Below are 17115 nucleotides of genomic sequence, written 5' to 3'. Positions count from 1 at the left end.
TCAAGATTCTAAAACTGTGGCCAAATTTTATTGACCACTACACTCTAATTCGTTTATCATGCGGGTACTCTTGCCAATCTAAGTTTTGTATTCACTGGCGTAAGCACCACTTCTTTTGCAATAGCCCATATGTACGCAATCATTTCTCGGGCAATGGCGGTAACAACCAGATTGTAGTGTTTCCCTTTGGCTATCATTTTTTTATAGCGTTTGCAAAGCCTAATCTGTGCTTTCCACGCAATATCAATAATGTCCTTTGGTAAGCCTTCTTGTCGTTTTTGCATATCGGTCGATATATTTGCCGCATACCGATAAGTGTGTGCACCTTCCACAAGAAGGCGTCTTGCTCGGCCATTTCCGCATTTTGTGATGGCGCCAATATGGCGTTTGCCACCACTCGAGTGTTCACTGGGTACAAGACCGAGATAACTCATTAATTTACGAGGATGGTCGAAACGCGATAAATCGCCAAGCTCAGCAACAACGCCGGTGGCGACCAACAAACGGACACCACGCATAGCTTGTATTGCTTTGACAACAGGATAATAACGCCACTGGTGAACGTGGTGTGTTAGTTCATTGTCTAGCCGTTCAAGTCGGCTTATTCGTTCGGTAATTGTGTGTAAAAACTCTTGTAAGACGATGTGCTGAGCGGGGTGTGGCAGCACAAGCTCAGTAAGCCAACGTAAATGTTTTTGTGACCAATTCGCAGTGCCTTTGTAATTGATATTATTGCGAAGCAACAGCGCCTTTAATTGATATTTAGCATCTTTTAAATCTTTCATGGCTATTTCGCGTGCGCGAGATAAATCGCGTACGGCTTCGTCTTCAGGCTCGGGAACATAGATAGGTGTTAAATCTTCAGACTTAAGTAATTTAGCAAGCTTAAGAGCATCACGTTTATCGGTTTTAATCTTCTCACCAGGTTTTTTAGGAATAAGAGAGGGCGCCACCACGTAACAGCAATGGCCGAGGCTGGTAATTAACCTGTAAATCCAATAACCACATGGGCCTGCTTCATAAACAAAATGAAGTGTTGCGCCAGGGTATTTCGATTCGAACTGACGAACAAGCTTTTGAACGGCCACTTTGGAAGACGAAACTCGGCCAAGATGAACAGGTTGCGCACCTCTATGTTCTTCAATATAGGCGACTTCATTGAATTCTTTATGTGTATCAAGACCGATAAAAAGTATGCTATGTTTATTCATGTTAGCCTCTGCTGTTTAGTTAATTGACAAACTAATTATGGCTCTGGCTTTGAATTAAGCTAACCCACGAAAAGCGGAGGCTAACACCGTGTGGGAGTCATTATGTCTATGTGTTTCAGGAGTGTGGTGATTTCAATGGATAATGATGACGTAAAAATGGTAGAGGCGAAGATAGAATTAGAACGTATTTCTGACCTTCAAAAGTATAAAGAAGAATTTGATAAGCTTGGTTCAAATCATTGGGGACTTAAAGATTTTCTCTCTATTATTGCGCCATTTGGCTTACTACTGATTGCAAATAGTTTCTTCACAATTGAAACTGAGTTATTTCAAATAATGTGTGTTATTTTCTTTGCTTCGTCTTTTGTACAAGGCATGGTTACGGCTGAAAGTAAAAAGACAAATCGCAGAATGGATTTGCTGCTGAAAATCATCAAACAAGATCAGAGTAAAAACACATAACAAGCAAATCAACGGTAATTTTACAGCTGGCTGTTTCGTTCCTCAACATTGTAAGCCAGCAATAAAATCCCATTATTTGGGCGTTGAGGCTATAGAATTACTCTTTTTTAAGAAAAACAGCCTGTTTTATGGGTTCCAAATGCATTACCTAATGCTCTAAAAGCGCTTAGAATTAATTGTAGGAGCTCGTTTTTAAATTAATTTTGGCTGTTGGAGTTATTCTACAGCCTAGTTAGCATTACAAGGAAGTTTATGTCTATTTGCCCTAATTGTACTAAAAACATCAAACCTTTCAGTTTGTCTTTTTCCGTATTTCCACTTTACTTTAAGTGTGCTGACTGTAATGTAAGATTGAAGTTGGTCAGTTCAAAATTATTTTGGATTACATTTTTGCTTTATTTATTATTAATCGTTGTATTACTAACTTATATTCCCTTTTTTACTGAGTACAATATCGGAGTCATCGTTGTAATAACAGGTTGGTTTGCTGTTTATTATAAAATTACACCTACTTTATTCAACAAAGACAATCTTGAACTTTACAGATAATTTAATGCTAACAACACGCCCTGAGGTGGACAGCAAGCACTAAAGCTCACTTTCCACCGCAAATTTTAACAGCGGTGATCCCTTACTTTTCAATGCGGTTAAGTAAGTCGATTCATCGTAGGGCGTATGTGTTTTCCAGCACCTAAATAGTATTCTTATCCACTTAAATGCTAATGATCTGATGATGGTATTATGGGGTTTTCCTTTGGCTTCTTGCTGCCGATAATAAGCTTTTCCCAAAACGAATAACAAATAGTAAAGCCTGCCCATTCTACAAATGTTTGCCTTAAAAATTTAGAAATTAAACAGACGCCTTAAAGTTTTAACCTGGCGTATTCATGGAGTATTTTATTTAAACCAACCTACATCAAAGGGCTTTTAAGTAGATTGGCATTGTGTAAAGTGCAATATAGTTGTTTTTACTTGTTTTTAAACGGCATGATGAGTAACCCCCACAGCGAGGCATTTTGCTTTGCAGTTGGGTATTCAACCAAACCTATATCTATTTCTGCGTCGACTTTTTTGGCCTCACTTTTATAGCTGCCAAAAAGTTTGTCCCACCAAATTACACTAAAGCCATAGTTTGAATTTGTTTCACACACTACTTTACTGTGGTGAATGCGGTGCAGTATTTGCGTCATTAATATAAGGCGTAGTGGCTTTTCAATGGCGTTTGGTAGGCGTATGTTTGCATGGTTAAACAAGGCGAGTGCATTTAACGCGATTTCAAATATAAGTACGGCAATGGCGGGTACGCCAAGTGCAGTAACTGCAATAAGTTTTATAAGTATACTAAGCACAATTTCGATGGGGTGAAAGCGCAGGCCTGTACTGGTATCTACGTGCGCATCGGCGTGGTGTACGCGGTGCAAACGCCATAATAGTGGCACTTTATGAAACAATCTGTGCTGCCAATAAATGAGTATATCGAGCAGTACAAGGCTTAGCACTATGGTTACTATGCTAGGTATGGCTAGTTGGTTAAATAAGCCAATGCTGTGCTCATGATTGTAAAGTGCTACTGCGGTTAAACCAAGTGGTACAACTAAGCGCGCAATGATAGATGAGGCAAACACTAAGCCAAAATTTGCAAACCAGCGAGTGCTGCTTTTAATGGGCGATTGCCTTGCGGGTTGTCGCCATTCAAGCAGCATCATTATGACTAAAATGCTAAAAAAGCAACCGAGTCGCCACCAAACTTCGTTAGTCATTATTATTTATAACCTCATTGGCTTCTTGCTGTTTAAGTGTGTGGTAGCCGCCATGTATACGGGTAAATATGGTAATGGCGCAGGCAAAAGCAAATATACCAGCGAGGAGGGCAAAGTGCTGCGGCCAAATACAAAAGGCTATAAATAGCGCTATTGTTTCTGTACCTTCGGTTAAGCCATTTAGGTAGTAAAAGCTTTTGTATTTAAATTGCGGTTTTTCGAGTTTAAACTTTTCAGCGGCTATGGCAAAGGCTAAAAAGCTTGAACCCGTGCCAATAAATGCAGCGAGTAATATAGCGCCTGCAATGGCGTTTTGTTCGGGGTTTGCCAAAATAAAGCCAAGCGGAATGGCCGCGTAAAATAAAAAGTCGAGTGTGATATCTAAAAAGCCACCTGCGCTTGAACTTTGGTTTGCATAGCGTGCTAATGCGCCATCAAGTCCATCTAAAATTCGATTTAAAGCAATGGCCACTAATGCGCCGTACCACATTTCAAACGCCAGTAATGGCACGGCTAATAAGCCAACTAAAAAGCCTACCACGGTTAGCTGATCGGCGGTTATGCCGCGTTTATGCATAAGCATAACCACAGGTGTTAAAAGAGGCTTAATGACAGGGGTGATAAATTTGTCTAGCATGTTTATTGCCTTATGCGTTTAAAGCTATGTATTTAAAGTGCGCTACTTAAAGTAATGAGTTTGCCATTTGCAGCGTCGGCGTCGCTATGGTCATGAGTTACCATAATTGCAGGTAGCTTATGATCGCGTATTTGGCTAAACACGAGTTCGCGTGTATCAACACGCAGTTGGGTGTCGAGTTTGCTAAAGGGTTCGTCGAGTAAAATGGCTTTAGGTTCGCTCAGCAGCATACGTAATAATGCAACACGGGCTTGTTGCCCGCCCGAGAGGTTATCGGGGTGGCGATTGCCCATATCTTTAAGACCTACTTGCTCAAGTGCGTGTGCTATTTTTTCAAGGCGTTGTTTTTTATTACCTTTTGGCATTGCAAAGGCAATGTTACCAGCAACAGTTAAATGCGAAAACAATAAAGCGTCTTGATAAAGCACTCCAATATGGCGCAAGTGCGGAGGGGTATTATCGATATTTTGACCATTAAGCCACACCTCTCCATTGGCCTTAAAGCTACTTGGTAAAGTACCCGTAAGCCAATTTAATAAGCTTGATTTACCACTGCCAGATGGGCCCATAATAGTCAGAATTTCACCGCCATTAACTTGCTCGTTTAAGCTAAGTAGCAGCTCATTTTGGCGATAAAGCTGACAATTTTTAATCTGTAACGATGACTGCATTAAAAAACCTTAACCCTGATAGTGTTAAATATGGATGCTTTAAATATGTGCACTTTTAAGCACGTGCACTTTTGAAAAAATATTTAGGTAAAACCCATGCCAGTATAAATCCAATAAGTGGCAACGCCATTTGCATAATAGCGTACACGGCACTGGTGCGTCTGCTTGCGCCATTGGCAAGCGTAACGGCTTCGGTTGTTATTGTGGCTATGCGCCCGCCGCCAGCTAAAAGCGTGGGGAGGTATTGTCCAAAACTAATTGCTAAGCCCAGTGCGGCTGCAATTAAAATAGGGGCAAACAACTGAGGTAGTTTTACTTTAAAAAACACCTTGCATGGTGCTGCGCCTAGGCTTGCTGCAACATGAGCAAAACGAGGATCTAAGCGCCTATAACTGCTCGCAAGTGACAAAAACACATAAGGCAACACAAACAGTAAATGCGTAAGTACCACATTAAAAAATGCGGCTTGGTTATTTATCAATTGTTGTATCCATACTAGCCCAAACAAAAAGGCAATACTGGGTACTAATAACGGTAAATAAATAATTAAACTGGTAAAACGAGAAATAGGTTTGTCACTCAACTGCTCTGATTCTAAACACAATAAAGTAAGAATAATGGCAAATAGTGTGGTTACTAAACCGATTGCTAGCGTATTAAAAAGCGGACTGCCCATTTGCATTAGCGCACTTTTAAAATGCAGTAGTGTAAATTGCTCAGGCATTGCATCTGGAAAGCGCCAAAAACCTGCAACCGACCACATAACTAAACCAATAAGCGACAATAGTATAAAGCTAATTACTAATGTGGTGAGTACGACCGTTATTTTTTGCCAATAAAATCCGCCGTATTCGCGCACTCCATTAGTGAGAGAGTCGCTAAATAACACATTTACGGCCTTTTCTGCGCCAAGCCAAAGGGCTAATAACCCGCCTGTAACAGCCAGTTGTAATAAAGCGCCCGCTGAGGCTTTAATACGCAGGTTTAAATCAACATCGTTAAACCAATGCATTATTGCAACGGCCAACGTGGGTGGTGTATTTGGGCCTAATATAAGAGGCATTTCTACACTTGCGCTTGCATAGGCAAGCACTGCTAAAAGGGGTAAGCGCAGCAGCGGATAAAGACTTGGCAGTATTACTTTAAAAAAGGCGGTCATTGGGCAATAACCTAAGTTAAGCGCAACCTTATGTTGTTGGCGTAATTTTTTGCCAAGCTCAGGTTGAGCAAGTACGCCCAGTGCCATTAATAATAAAAAGGGAAGCTCTTTGAGTGTTAAGCCTAAAATAATACTAATACCGAATGAATCATGCGGAAACATGCCGTTTGGCGCAAGTTCCCAGCCGCTTAACCAAGGCGACGCTAAGCGTGAAATCATACCTGAAGGGGCAATTAAAAACCCCACCGCAATAGCAGCTGCGGCATGAGGTATCACTAATATAGGGCTCAATAAACGCTGAATTCGGTTAAGCCACGGGCTATTAAAAAACGCAGCTAAAATCATTAAGGTAATGATAAATGCAAGCAGAGTACTTATTAAGCCCGTTGCAACGCTTAAGGTAACCATTTGAGTAAGGCCAGGTGTTTGCCAAAGGGCATTAAAACCTTGCAAGCTAAACGTTGTTTGCTCAAGTACGGGCGCATAACCAAAGGCAGGCAGCAATACGCTAATTAAGCCACCAAGTACGGGTAGTATAAGTAAAGCGAGTAAAAATCGCGGGCTAAATTTTACAATGCGCGTAAACATATCGGTGCTGCACTGCGTTGTTGCTTTGGTATTTACTGGTACACTTTTTGAAATAACGCTCATTGGCTTACTCCATAACGGGTTTGCCAACCTTGCATAATGGCGTTTACCCAGCTTGGATGAGGTTCGCTCAATGTGCGTTTAATACTGTTTAAAGGCAGTGCACTTGGATGCGGTTTAGCTGTTTTAAATAAGGCTTGCTGATCAGGCGTTAACGTTGATTGAATAAGTACGCTTTTATCGCCCCATATATGCGCTTTTTGTTTTTCAGCTTGCGCCTCAGGGCTGAGTAAAAAATTAGCCACTAATTGCGCACTTTGCTGGTGGCTTGCATTGTAAGGAATTGCCACAAAATGGGTATTACTTAAACTGCCATCACTCATTGCGTAACTGCGAATGCTGTTTGGTAAATCATAGCGTTTTACAGCCGCTGGTACTTCAGGTGCTGAAAAAGTAAATGCGAGACTTAATTCTGTATCGTCCACAAGGCGGCGCATTTGAGCACCACTTTGCATAAAATGAGTGCCAGCACGCCAAAGAGTTGGGTGTAGTTTATCTAAAAAGTCCCACAGTAAGTTTAACACTTGCGCCGTATTTTTAGTTGTAGCTGGTTGGTTTAGCTGCGCTTTAATGTTTTCGCTGCTGTGCTTATGCAGCACAACTAAGGCGTATTTTAAAAAGCTCATACCTAAAAAGTCAGGCGGCTTTGGGTAACTAAAGCGACCAGGGTTTTGTGCGCTCCAGTTTAATAATTCGTTTAATGTCGTCGGCAATTTATTGTTTGCCTTACCATTTATTGCAATGCTGTCGTAATAAAACGTAAGTGACGCTTGCCCCCATGGCGCTTCCATCCCATTGGTAGGTAAACCAAAATCAAATGTTACAGCAGGGTTATTAGCAGCATCGGTTAATGCAAAGTAGGGGAGTTTATTTGCCCATTGCTTTAAAAGCAGAGAGTGCTCACTCATGGTGGCAAAGTTAGCCCCGTTGATCCACATTAAATCTACGCTGCCTTGGCTGTTATTGTTTGCTGATTTTTCGGCAAGTACATGGCTTACCGCTTCGCTGGTGTCGCTTAGTTTTACATGCACTAAGTTAATGTTGTACTTAGTTTTAACTTGCTGTGCTGCCCATTGAATATAAGCATTTATTTGCGCGTCGCCGCCCCATGCATAAAAGTATACATCTTGATTGCGACCAAATGTTTGAACTTGTTGCCAGCGAGATCCCTGTTGTGTGTTAATTACTAAATTACTTTTACTATTTGAGTTAATAGCGGGATTAGCAAACGCAGTGCTCGAAAAAACAGCTAAATTTACGATTGCACAAACGCAAAACGCGACACAGCAAAAGCTGTATCGCGTCAGTGTTTGCCAAAACTTAATGGCGAACATTTAAATCCCAGTTGTAGTCTAAAAATTTAACTTTCATGTCATCATTCTTAAGTGCTTTTTGCTGAGCGGGTATCAGTTTAAGGGCATCAGGATACTGCAAGAAAAACTGCTGTAGCGTGTTTGCACCTCTAAAGCCTTTTTCAAAGTCATCGCCGTACCACTTAAATATAGAGGAGATATTTAGCGTATTTTCCTGCGCAAAATTACGTGTTGTATCAGATAAAAAACGCACCGTTTGCTGTTGCAATTGGCTCTCTAGTTCAGTAGCTGTGAATGCCTCCCCGCGCAGCGCAGGGCAACCAATACTTGCACAATTTACAGCAAAGTGAATACGTGGGTCGTTGTATTTACCGCTGCCACGTATTAAACCATGCTCAATATCATCAAGGCTGCGAGTTTTGCCAAGTAATGGCACAAACTCTTTACTCCATGGTGAGCTAAAAAAGCTCCCTAAGTCTTTAATTGACTTAATATCAGGGTACTTAGTCAATATAAGTTCAACAGTCCACGCATTATAAGCATTGATTAAAAAAGCGAGTTGCTTAGGCTTTTTCCACGCGTCAAATTCGCTTTGCGTTACAGCCGTTAACGAATCTAAATACGTTTTTAGCTGTGCATGCTCACGTTTTATAGCAGCGTAATCAACCTCAGTACTGTGATTATGATTAATAGCGACAACATGCTTATTTAATAATGCATTCCAGCTATCGTGCATGTTTTGGGCTTGGGTCGAAAATGATGTTGCAAACGATGTTACAACTAAAGCCGAACCAAGTAGCAATGCTTTTAGAGGTGTTTTAAACATATTAGCCTCTGCGCCATGTGTGGTATTTTTCAAGCATGTTAAGTACTTTTTCAGGTGCATGAGCGCGTTTCCACTCGCCTGCTGCGTACTTGTTACCTTCAGCCCAAGTAGGGTAGCTGTGTATAGTACCGAGTATTTTGTTAAGGCCTAAACCGTGTTTCATTGCCAGTACAAACTCAGCAATTAAATCGCCAGCGTGTTCAGATACTACAGTAACACCGAGTATTTTGTCTTTGCTTTTGGGTGTAATCACTTTAATAAAGCCTTTTGTAGCGCTGTCGGTAATTGCACGGTCTAGCTCTTCAAATTCAAAACGAGTGATTTCGTAATCTATGCCTTTGTCTTTTGCGTCTTGCTCGTTTAAGCCAACACGTGCTACTTCTGGGTCAATAAACGTAGTCCACGGAATAACACGGTAATCTACTTTAAACTTTTTAAGGTGACCAAATAAGCCATTTACCGCTGCGTACCAACCCTGATGAGCGGCGACGTGTGTAAACTGGTATGGACCTACAATATCGCCTGCTGCAAAAATATTAGGGTACAGTGTTTCTAGGTATTCGTTAGTTACTACTGTGCGGTTTGTTTCAATGCCTAGCTCTTCAAGACCGTAACCTTTAAGGCGCGCACTTCTACCAACGGCACATAATAGCTCGTCGTATTCAATATCTATTTCTTTGTCGTTATGTTTAACAACGATATATTTTTTGCCATCGCGAGCTTCACAGCGAAGTGCTTGGTGCGATGTTAAAATATTAACGCCACTTTCGGTTAACGCTTCGTGAGCAAAAGTAGACACTTCAAGGTCTTCTTTGATCATGATGCGCTCCGCCATTTCAATTTGCGTAACGCTTGAACCTAAACGTGCAAAGCTTTGTGCTAATTCGCTACCAATTGGACCACCACCAAGTACTACAAGTTTTTTAGGTGCCTCATCTAGCTCTGCAAATTTATCCCACAATGTATCGCTTGTTACATAGCCTGTTTCTTCAATACCAGGTAGTGGCGGTACAAATGGGCGTGCGCCAGTTGCAATAACAATGGTGCGTGCCGTGAGTGTTTGCGTGCCACCGTCGTTAAGTTTAATTTCTACAGTCCACGGGTCTATTAATTTACCGTAGCCTTTTACAACATCTACGCCTAAGTCAGTGTAACGCTCAACACTGTCGTGTGGTGCTACATCTGCAATTACTTTGTGTACACGTGCCATTACTTTTTTGAACGAAAACTGCGGTGTCGCATTTTCTAGGCCGTAGTTTTCACCATGGCGAATTTGTTCTGCAATTTTAGCGCTTTTAATGACTGCTTTACTTGGAACACAACCATAGTTTAAACAGTCACCGCCCATTTCGCCCGCTTCAATAAGGGTTACTTTTGCTTTAACAGCAGCGGCTATATAACTTGTTACCAAACCACCTGCGCCTGCGCCAATAACAATCATGTTACGGTCGAATTTTTTAGGCTTAGTGTAGTTTTTGTATACGCGACGCTTTTTAAACACGTTTAAGATTCCTTTTGCAATGAATGGGAATATACCCAATAAAGCGAATGATAAGATTAAGTTGAATGATAAAATTCCAGATAAGCTTTCTATTTGCGCCAGTTGTGTACCTGCGTTAACAAATACAAATGTACCGGCGAGCATACCTGCTTGGCTTACCCAGTAGTAAGTCCAAGACTTTATTGAGGTAACACCCATTAGTAAATTGATTAAAAAGAACGGAAACACCGGCACTAAACGAAGAGTAAATAAGTAAAATCCACCTTCTTTTTCAACGCCTGCATCAATTGCGGCTAAGCGCTCAGGAAAACGTTGTTTAATAGTGTCACGTAGTAAGTAACGCGATACTAAAAAGGCAAGTGTTGCGCCAATAGTTGAGGCAAAAGATGCAACTAATAAACCCTCAACTAAGCCAAATAATGCACCTGCTGCAAGTGTCAAAATAGCCGCGCCCGGTAACGAGAGAGCTGTTACTACTACGTACAGTAAAAAGAACCCACCAATAACCAACAACGGTGACTGCTCTTTGTAATCGCTAAACTGATCCATTGACCCTTTTAAGCCATCAAGCGTAAGTAGTTGGTGTAAGTCAAAATGAAAGAACAGGCCGACGGCGGCCGCTGCAATCAATAATAAAAATATTTTTTTAATCATGTTCTTTCTCTTAAAAACTATGGGTAAGCGTAAGCTTGGCGTTAATTGGCAACTCAGGAAAAGCTAAAGTTGCACCAAAGTAACCGCCTTCAAATACTGGGCGCCAGTTTTTCTGATTCGTTACGTTGTTCACATCTAATCGTAACTTGGTACTAGGCGTAAAAGCATAGCTAGTATTTACGTTTAGTGTGTAATGATCACGAATTTTTACTGTCGCCAAAAAGTCTAATGGGTAACTCTTTGTATATAGACCTGAAAAACCCGTTTGCCATTTCGAATTAATTGAATAATTTCCGTTAAAGCTAAAAGATTGCTCTGGAATGCCTTGAACTTGGCTACTTGAAGGCGCAAATGCGGTAAAACTAGGAGCGCCCACACTGGTGCCTGCAATAATATCAGGGCGTGAGTTGTCAAATGCATCGGCTACTTGTGCTGAGTCTTGGCTACTTGCAGAATTATCGTAGCGAGCATCAATATAGCTGTAGCCGGCACTTAACCAATAAGGGTAAGCATCATAAAATACTTGGCTTTCAAAGCCGGTAGTACGAATGCCGGTATTACTACCATCGCGATTACGTAAACTACGACGTTGGCTAAACACTGCACCATCGGCGTACCAATCACTGTCGGTTGGTGCGTATTTTAAACCGAATTCAACTAAGGTATTTTCGGTTGAAAAGTTTTGTGCGCTAATCGTGTTGTCACCACCAAGAGACGTACCGCCAGCCATACTATTTGATGTGGCTTCGTTGTAACTTGCTGCACCATAAGTGGTGTAATCACCGTTTAATCGGTAATTAAAGCTTATTTGCCCCGAATGTAGCTTATCGTTAATGCTATCGCTCGCTGCAATTTCACCCTCTGGTGCTATTGGGTCGTGCGCGTCTACGTCATAAAAATCAATGCGGTAGCCAACACTTGTATGAAACTTATCTGTCCAATCTGAATCTTGCTGAATAGCAAAACCCGTTTGCCATGAGCGCGAATCGGTAGTGTCTGATAAGTTAAAGTCGCCGCTGCCATCGTTATTAATATCGTACTGACCACCAGGGGATACAAATACACCTGGACTAATTTCAATTAAACGCGCTTGTTGTGCATCAGTTAAAGGAATGCGGCGATTTGAAATTGGGCCAGTTAAATCAATAGGTAAGTCGGCTTCTGTTGTAAACTGGCTGTAGCCTAGCACGCGGTTGTAACGCACATCAAAAGCAAAAATTGTTTGCTGCTCGTTGCTCCATTGGTAAGTCAATTCGGTACGGTTTTGCGCGGTATCGGCACCATCTATAATTTCAACAAAGCTATTTTGTGCAATTTCTTCGCGTTGTAAGTGCTGAAAATACGTAATGTTTTTTATAGATGCATTGTTTGAAAGTTCACGCTTATAAATGCTGTGTAGTAAATAAGTAGTGGCTTCGTTTTGATTGTCAGGGTCGGTAAGTACTGTACTACGGTCTATTTTTACTTGCCCAGTAGGTGAAACAATAGAACCTGCAGTTGGAACTGAACTGCCATTTGCTTGTTCGCCTTGGCCGGTAATATAAAGGCCATTATCTATTAGCGCTTGAGTAGGGCGGTTAATACCTGCGTTATCGGTAAATTCAACTTGGTATAACTCAAAGTTAATATCCCAGCTGCTCTTGTCATCAGGTAACACCTTAAGTGCTGCAAATAGGCTGTCGCTTTTCGTGCCCGAAAAGTCGTAGTAACTGCCGTTATCAATGTGTTCAGCGCTTACTCTAAAACCTACTTTGTCTTTTACTATAGGTGCACTGTAATCAACTAAAACGCTGTACTGATCCCATCGTCCTGCAGATACCGTTGCTTTGCCTTTACTGTCGTCAGTTGATGCTTTTTTAGAATGTAAGTTTACAAAACCACCGTTGCGTTGGCTTGAGCCAAATAATACCGGTGGCGCGCCTTTTACTACATCTATTTGTTCTATAGAGTTGAACGATAACGGCACGCCAAAGCCATTATTACCTGCTTGGCGGCGTGTACCATCTTGGAAAAGCTCACCTAGTTGCCCACGAATAGTAGGTAAACTTGGTGCCCCAAAACCACTGGCTGAATAGGTATTAGGGCTGACTGCAAGTACGTCTTGTAAAGTCGTAATATTGAGTTGTTCTATTAACTCGCTTGAAATTGGTGTTACTGATCGGGCTATATCTCGTAGAGCTAAGTTGTCGCCAAAAGGGCCGTCTACAGTGGCATTTTTAACCGAAAGACCTTGAGATTTGATAACTTGGCCTGCCACCTGAATACGCTCAATTGCGCCTTCTTTTGCTGTTTTTAATTCTTCGGCTGCAAAAGCATTAAGTGGTGTATTTAATATGGTGGCTAGGGAAAGTGCTAAATATGCGTGTTTCAAACGTTTTCTCTCTACGGTTAAAATGTTGTTGGCGATAAAGACCGAAAGGATTAAAAATAACTTTCAGTAAAATTTTGATTCTTTTTGTTTTTTAGAACATAACAAAACAGATGCATTACAAAGTTGGTAATTAAGTACTATTGTTTTATTAGTTGATAAAATATTAATACAGCGATTGTACTAGAGTGAATGTAAATATATGCTTTTAATAGAATTTTTAATTATAGACTACTTTCAACCTGCTAACATTTTAAAAGAGTTAACTTTTATGCAGCATTTTTTAAATTACTTAAATAAGCTTCACTTTTAGTACTGCATGGCTTAACTAATGAATTTAATTAAAAATTTTTGAAATAAAAAACAACTTATACGGTCTAGGTTACTTCTACGTTTATTAATATTCATTTAAGGAAATTTTATGACAGGTTCAATGAATTCTGATGTGCAAAACCGTTTGCAGTGGTCACTTTTATCTTTGCGTTTAGGCGTGTTTATTGTAATGGTTATGTGGACATTCGATAAGTTTGTTAATCCTGGGCATAGCGCACGTATTTTTGAACATTTTTACGGTATTAGTGGCTCTACAGATATAGTGGCTTACATTATTGGTGCGGTGCAGTTAGTGCTTGCTTTAGCATTTTTAGCAGGTATTAAAAAGCGTATAACGTACGGTATCATTTTTGTAATGCATGGCTTATCTACGCTTTCTTCTTACAACCAGTACATAGATGGCTTTAATAACTTATTATTCTTTACTGCATGGCCAATGTGGGCTGCGTGTTTTGCACTTTACTTATTACGCGACCAAGACGTGAAATTTACTGTAAAGTAATAAAGTACATGCAAAAAAATTGGTTATAAGCCATAAGGCTTATAACCAATAAGTACACAGGGAGTGTGTGGAAGTCGGTTTGCATGTTATGCAACTAATGCATTGCGTCGTTGTATTGCTCAGCAAGGCTCTCTTTTTGCCCTTCGGTAAGTGCTTTACCCGCTAATTGAAACACTTCGTGTTCTTCTTCACTTAAATGATGATGTACCAAATGGTGTAGCTTTTTAGCTGCAACTAACCATGCAGACGAGCTCATTTCGGTATCTTCAAGTTGTTCAATTAATTCATCAATTTCGTGATGTTCAGCTACGCTGTGGCGCGCTTTTTCGTGAGTTAAGTCATCAAACATAAGTGGGTTATAAAAGTAACGTTCTTCAAATTTTGCGTGATTTTCTAATTCTGTTTTTAGCTCATCCATTAGCGTGTGGCGCTGCTCTGTGTCGCCGTGTGTTTGAATAAGCGCATCTACCAATTCTCGTTGTTTGTCATGGTCATGACGTAGTGCTTCAAAAATATTCATAACTAGTCCTTTACTTGCTCTTTAATTGCTTACAAATATTGAAGCAAGCTAAATGCCATGATTTAACTTGTTGAATTAAATTAGTTTATATTTGTTCGTTTGCTCGTGGGAGTATGCGGCCTGTAAGTTTTACAAGCACGCTCATGCAATATTTTCAGGCTTTAGTTTTACTGATGTGTTGGAGGAGTTAAGGTAGTTAATAAAATAGCGCGCAAATAAAAAAGATGAAAAAATGATACTTTCTTTGATACTATCAGTACGTTCTTTTTTAATTTTTTGTAACGGTGGCTAAAAGTAAATATGCCCATAAAGATCTTGAGATAGATTTATAATCCAGAGCATAGTTTGTTTAATAAGGTACATATGAAAGAAGAACTAAGAGCAAAAATAATTACCGTATGCGATAAAAAAATAGCAGTTAAAGGAGAAAATGTAGGGCTTTCTTTTTATGCATTTTTTGCCAATAAAAACGACGATCCAGAGCTACTTATGGATGCTGCTACTTGGTGGATACACACCCATAAATTAGATCATTTTGTAAAAGCAAAGACCATCAAACAAATGATCTTAGATGGGCTTTAGCTTAAAAATCTGCGGCTACTTCAAACTCTAATCGTTTAAGCGTAATAGGGTGAGTAAATGCTAAGTATTCTGCATGTAAATGTAATCGTTCGGCTTTTTGCCCGTAATGTGTGTCGCCTATAATTGGCATGTTTAAACCTAAGCTGTGCGCACAATGCACTCTTAATTGATGAGTTCGCCCTGTTTTAGGGTATAACTGTAATCGGGTAATATTGTTGTTACGCTCTAAAACCTGCCAGGTAGTAAGTGATTGCTTACCGTGTGTGTAACACACCATTTGGCGCGGTTTATCATCAAAGTCGAGCACTAAGGGCAAATCAATTACTCCGCTATCCTCAGCTACGTTACCATTAACTAATGCTACATAACGTTTATCTATGGTGCGTTCAATAAACTGCTTTTGCAGTGCTTTGTGCACGCGTTTATTAAGTGCAATCATCAATAACCCAGAAGTCGACATATCTAATCTGTGTACAATTAGTGGCCCTGATGCCTCTGGAAACTGCGTTTTTATGCGCATATAAACTGAGTCATCAATATTAACGCCAGGCACTGATAAAAACTCAGCGGGCTTATTTACCACAAGTAAGTCGTCATCTTTATAAACAATACTTAAATCTTTACCCTGAGCTGGGTTGATAAGTAGCGGGTTATCTTCAACATCTAAACCCTTTAGCATATGCCCAAGTATTGGTTGGCATTTACTGTAACAAGAAGGGTAGTAATTCTTATGCTGCCTAATTGCTGATTTAGGTGCTGCTCCCCACCAAAACTCTGCCATAGCAAGTGGCTTTAAGTCATGTTTATAGGCGTATTGTAATAATTTAGGCGCTGCACAATCGCCAGCACCCGAAGGAGGAGTGTGCTCAGGTAATGCTGCAAAAATAGCATTTAAATCTGTAGTTTCACCATTTGCATTTAAAAATTGGTACTGTGCAAATAGCTTTTTTTGTAAGCTTTTAGAAAGTGTTTTACGGCGCTTTTTTAAATGAGCAATTTCATTAGAAATATTGATGTGTGTTTGCTGCAGTGACTCGATTATATTTTGCCAATAGGATTTAAGTGCCAGCAGTTGCTTTTTTTCTACGATGCTTTGCCCTGCAAGCTTATTTTTTAACTGCTCAAAATCACTTTCGCTAAGTTCTAATTCACCTTCGGTACGTTGTATTTTTCGCTGCTGACGACCGGCTTGCATTACTGCCTGTTGAGCTAATAGCGCTTGCTGGTAGCTCTGTGTTGCATCATCAAGTTTGCTATTAACTTCAAGCAGTTGTTCACTATTTTCTAATTGCTCAATTTGAGCATTAATATCGTTAATTATTTTACTTTGAGCCAAATAGCTATCGTCTTGAAGTTGCATGCTAGAAACAGGCGGCACAAAGCTAATATTACCTTTATCACCTTCAATTTGTCCCGAATAAGCACTTAAAAAGCCTAATTGTTGCTTAGCATTTTGCACCACTAAAACCCCAAACATTTTACCTGCATTTTCTGCTTTTAAATGCGCTAACGTTTCAAGCTGTTGCTGTAATTGTTTAGTGGCTGCTACAGCTAATGGTTGCGGCTCGTAATAAAAAGGGAAAGTAAACTTTTCAGGAAGCGCGAGAGCATCAATATTTTGAGAAAATAATGTAAAGCAAGAAGCAGAATTTGACATAGAAGTAAGAGAAAAGCATTCAGTAAAATAATTGAGCGCATAATAACATATTCATAGTTAAGCCACTAAAAATCTCGCACCCGCATATTCATAAACACTTTAAAGCGGACATTCATGTTTTATGTATCAGTATGGGGTCGCAGCAAGCATAGGCGTTTGTTAGTAAAGTCTCAGTAGTAATATATTTATCATTATCAAAATATTTAAGCTTATCGATTCTCAATAATTGAGCGCATTTCGAAACGATGACTTACCTGATAGATCAGAGACGAAAAATCAATTTACAGAATAACTGAATATTTAGGAGTTCT

The 17115-nt window shown here is 40.2% G+C and carries 14 protein-coding genes and 1 pseudogene; 3 read left to right on the top strand and 12 right to left on the bottom strand.

Annotated elements, in window-relative coordinates; genetic code table 11:
* Nucleotides 1-56: 56 nt before the first annotated feature.
* Nucleotides 57-1211: an IS110 family RNA-guided transposase gene (locus tag PX700_RS15755; protein WP_024605409.1), complete on the bottom strand. Its 1155-nt coding sequence runs from the start codon at nucleotides 1209-1211 to the stop codon at nucleotides 57-59.
* A gap of 135 nt (nucleotides 1212-1346) precedes the next feature.
* On the opposite strand from PX700_RS15755, the gene PX700_RS15750 reads away from it, so the two are divergent.
* The gene (locus PX700_RS15750; RefSeq protein WP_182679044.1) at nucleotides 1347-1673 is read left to right on the top strand and encodes a hypothetical protein; all 327 of its coding nucleotides are present in this window, start codon (nucleotides 1347-1349) and stop codon (nucleotides 1671-1673) included.
* Nucleotides 1674-2261: 588 nt separating this feature from the next.
* Here PX700_RS15750 and PX700_RS15745 read toward each other — a convergent pair.
* From PX700_RS15745 to PX700_RS15705, 9 genes and pseudogenes are all read right to left on the bottom strand, one after another.
* A pseudogene (locus tag PX700_RS15745) lies at nucleotides 2262-2515 on the bottom strand (IS110 family transposase); the annotation flags it as partial.
* A gap of 126 nt (nucleotides 2516-2641) precedes the next feature.
* Nucleotides 2642-3433 (bottom strand): sterol desaturase family protein, encoded by a 792-nt coding sequence (locus tag PX700_RS15740; protein WP_479521219.1) that lies wholly within the window; start codon nucleotides 3431-3433, stop codon nucleotides 2642-2644.
* Nucleotides 3426-4070 carry a CDP-alcohol phosphatidyltransferase family protein gene (locus tag PX700_RS15735; RefSeq protein WP_479521218.1) on the bottom strand — a complete coding sequence of 215 codons (645 nt, stop codon included), beginning with the start codon at nucleotides 4068-4070 and terminating at the stop codon, nucleotides 3426-3428. The genes PX700_RS15740 and PX700_RS15735 overlap by 8 nt, the downstream gene beginning before the upstream one ends.
* Before the next feature lie 32 nt (nucleotides 4071-4102).
* The gene (locus tag PX700_RS15730) at nucleotides 4103-4741 is read right to left on the bottom strand and encodes an ATP-binding cassette domain-containing protein (protein WP_024595098.1); all 639 of its coding nucleotides are present in this window, start codon (nucleotides 4739-4741) and stop codon (nucleotides 4103-4105) included.
* Nucleotides 4742-4796: 55 nt separating this feature from the next.
* Complete coding sequence (locus PX700_RS15725) at nucleotides 4797-6551, bottom strand: ABC transporter permease (RefSeq protein WP_479521217.1); 1755 nt, start codon at nucleotides 6549-6551, stop codon at nucleotides 4797-4799.
* Nucleotides 6548-7882 carry an ABC transporter substrate-binding protein gene (locus PX700_RS15720; RefSeq protein ID WP_479521216.1) on the bottom strand — a complete coding sequence of 445 codons (1335 nt, stop codon included), beginning with the start codon at nucleotides 7880-7882 and terminating at the stop codon, nucleotides 6548-6550. Before PX700_RS15720 ends, PX700_RS15725 begins: the two co-directional genes overlap by 4 nt.
* Nucleotides 7869-8687: a DUF547 domain-containing protein gene (locus tag PX700_RS15715; protein ID WP_479521215.1), complete on the bottom strand. Its 819-nt coding sequence runs from the start codon at nucleotides 8685-8687 to the stop codon at nucleotides 7869-7871. The genes PX700_RS15720 and PX700_RS15715 overlap by 14 nt, the downstream gene beginning before the upstream one ends.
* Nucleotide 8688: 1 nt before the next feature.
* Nucleotides 8689-10842 (bottom strand): FAD-dependent oxidoreductase, encoded by a 2154-nt coding sequence (locus PX700_RS15710; RefSeq protein ID WP_479521214.1) that lies wholly within the window; start codon nucleotides 10840-10842, stop codon nucleotides 8689-8691.
* Nucleotides 10843-10852: 10 nt separating this feature from the next.
* Complete coding sequence (locus PX700_RS15705; RefSeq protein WP_479521213.1) at nucleotides 10853-13213, bottom strand: TonB-dependent receptor; 2361 nt, start codon at nucleotides 13211-13213, stop codon at nucleotides 10853-10855.
* A gap of 418 nt (nucleotides 13214-13631) precedes the next feature.
* Here PX700_RS15705 and PX700_RS15700 point away from each other — a divergent pair, with 418 nt between their 5' ends.
* The gene (locus tag PX700_RS15700; RefSeq protein ID WP_024597226.1) at nucleotides 13632-14045 is read left to right on the top strand and encodes a hypothetical protein; all 414 of its coding nucleotides are present in this window, start codon (nucleotides 13632-13634) and stop codon (nucleotides 14043-14045) included.
* Between the two features lie 94 nt (nucleotides 14046-14139).
* On the opposite strand, the gene PX700_RS15695 is transcribed toward PX700_RS15700, so the two are convergent.
* The gene (locus PX700_RS15695) at nucleotides 14140-14565 is read right to left on the bottom strand and encodes a hemerythrin domain-containing protein (protein WP_008134499.1); all 426 of its coding nucleotides are present in this window, start codon (nucleotides 14563-14565) and stop codon (nucleotides 14140-14142) included.
* A gap of 363 nt (nucleotides 14566-14928) precedes the next feature.
* On the opposite strand from PX700_RS15695, the gene PX700_RS15690 reads away from it, so the two are divergent.
* Entirely contained in the window at nucleotides 14929-15147 is a 219-nt protein-coding gene (locus PX700_RS15690) for a DUF6500 family protein (protein ID WP_024597227.1), read from the top strand.
* Nucleotide 15148: 1 nt separating this feature from the next.
* Here PX700_RS15690 and PX700_RS15685 read toward each other — a convergent pair whose 3' ends face one another.
* Nucleotides 15149-16804: an RluA family pseudouridine synthase gene (locus tag PX700_RS15685; RefSeq protein WP_479521212.1), complete on the bottom strand. Its 1656-nt coding sequence runs from the start codon at nucleotides 16802-16804 to the stop codon at nucleotides 15149-15151.
* Between the last annotated feature and the right edge of the window lie 311 nt (nucleotides 16805-17115).

It is taken from the genome of Pseudoalteromonas sp. TP27, from assembly GCF_056470645.1.
The sequence above is the reverse complement of the archived record's forward strand: the minus strand, read 5'-3'. Positions and strand labels throughout refer to the sequence as shown.

What these genes read in the sequence shown, in the direction of transcription:
- PX700_RS15735 (WP_479521218.1), bottom strand. Translation starts at nt 4,070, where the DNA reads ATGCTAGACAAATTTATCACCCCTGTCATTAAGCCTCTTTTAACACCT.
- PX700_RS15695 (WP_008134499.1), bottom strand. Translation starts at nt 14,565, where the DNA reads ATGAATATTTTTGAAGCACTACGTCATGACCATGACAAACAACGAGAA.
- PX700_RS15730 (WP_024595098.1), bottom strand. Translation starts at nt 4,741, where the DNA reads ATGCAGTCATCGTTACAGATTAAAAATTGTCAGCTTTATCGCCAAAAT.
- PX700_RS15700 (WP_024597226.1), top strand. Translation starts at nt 13,632, where the DNA reads ATGACAGGTTCAATGAATTCTGATGTGCAAAACCGTTTGCAGTGGTCA.
- PX700_RS15710 (WP_479521214.1), bottom strand. Translation starts at nt 10,842, where the DNA reads ATGATTAAAAAAATATTTTTATTATTGATTGCAGCGGCCGCCGTCGGC.
- PX700_RS15685 (WP_479521212.1), bottom strand. Translation starts at nt 16,804, where the DNA reads ATGTCAAATTCTGCTTCTTGCTTTACATTATTTTCTCAAAATATTGAT.
- PX700_RS15740 (WP_479521219.1), bottom strand. Translation starts at nt 3,433, where the DNA reads ATGACTAACGAAGTTTGGTGGCGACTCGGTTGCTTTTTTAGCATTTTA.
- PX700_RS15725 (WP_479521217.1), bottom strand. Translation starts at nt 6,551, where the DNA reads ATGAGCGTTATTTCAAAAAGTGTACCAGTAAATACCAAAGCAACAACG.
- PX700_RS15690 (WP_024597227.1), top strand. Translation starts at nt 14,929, where the DNA reads ATGAAAGAAGAACTAAGAGCAAAAATAATTACCGTATGCGATAAAAAA.
- PX700_RS15715 (WP_479521215.1), bottom strand. Translation starts at nt 8,687, where the DNA reads ATGTTTAAAACACCTCTAAAAGCATTGCTACTTGGTTCGGCTTTAGTT.
- PX700_RS15720 (WP_479521216.1), bottom strand. Translation starts at nt 7,882, where the DNA reads ATGTTCGCCATTAAGTTTTGGCAAACACTGACGCGATACAGCTTTTGC.
- PX700_RS15750 (WP_182679044.1), top strand. Translation starts at nt 1,347, where the DNA reads ATGGATAATGATGACGTAAAAATGGTAGAGGCGAAGATAGAATTAGAA.
- PX700_RS15755 (WP_024605409.1), bottom strand. Translation starts at nt 1,211, where the DNA reads ATGAATAAACATAGCATACTTTTTATCGGTCTTGATACACATAAAGAA.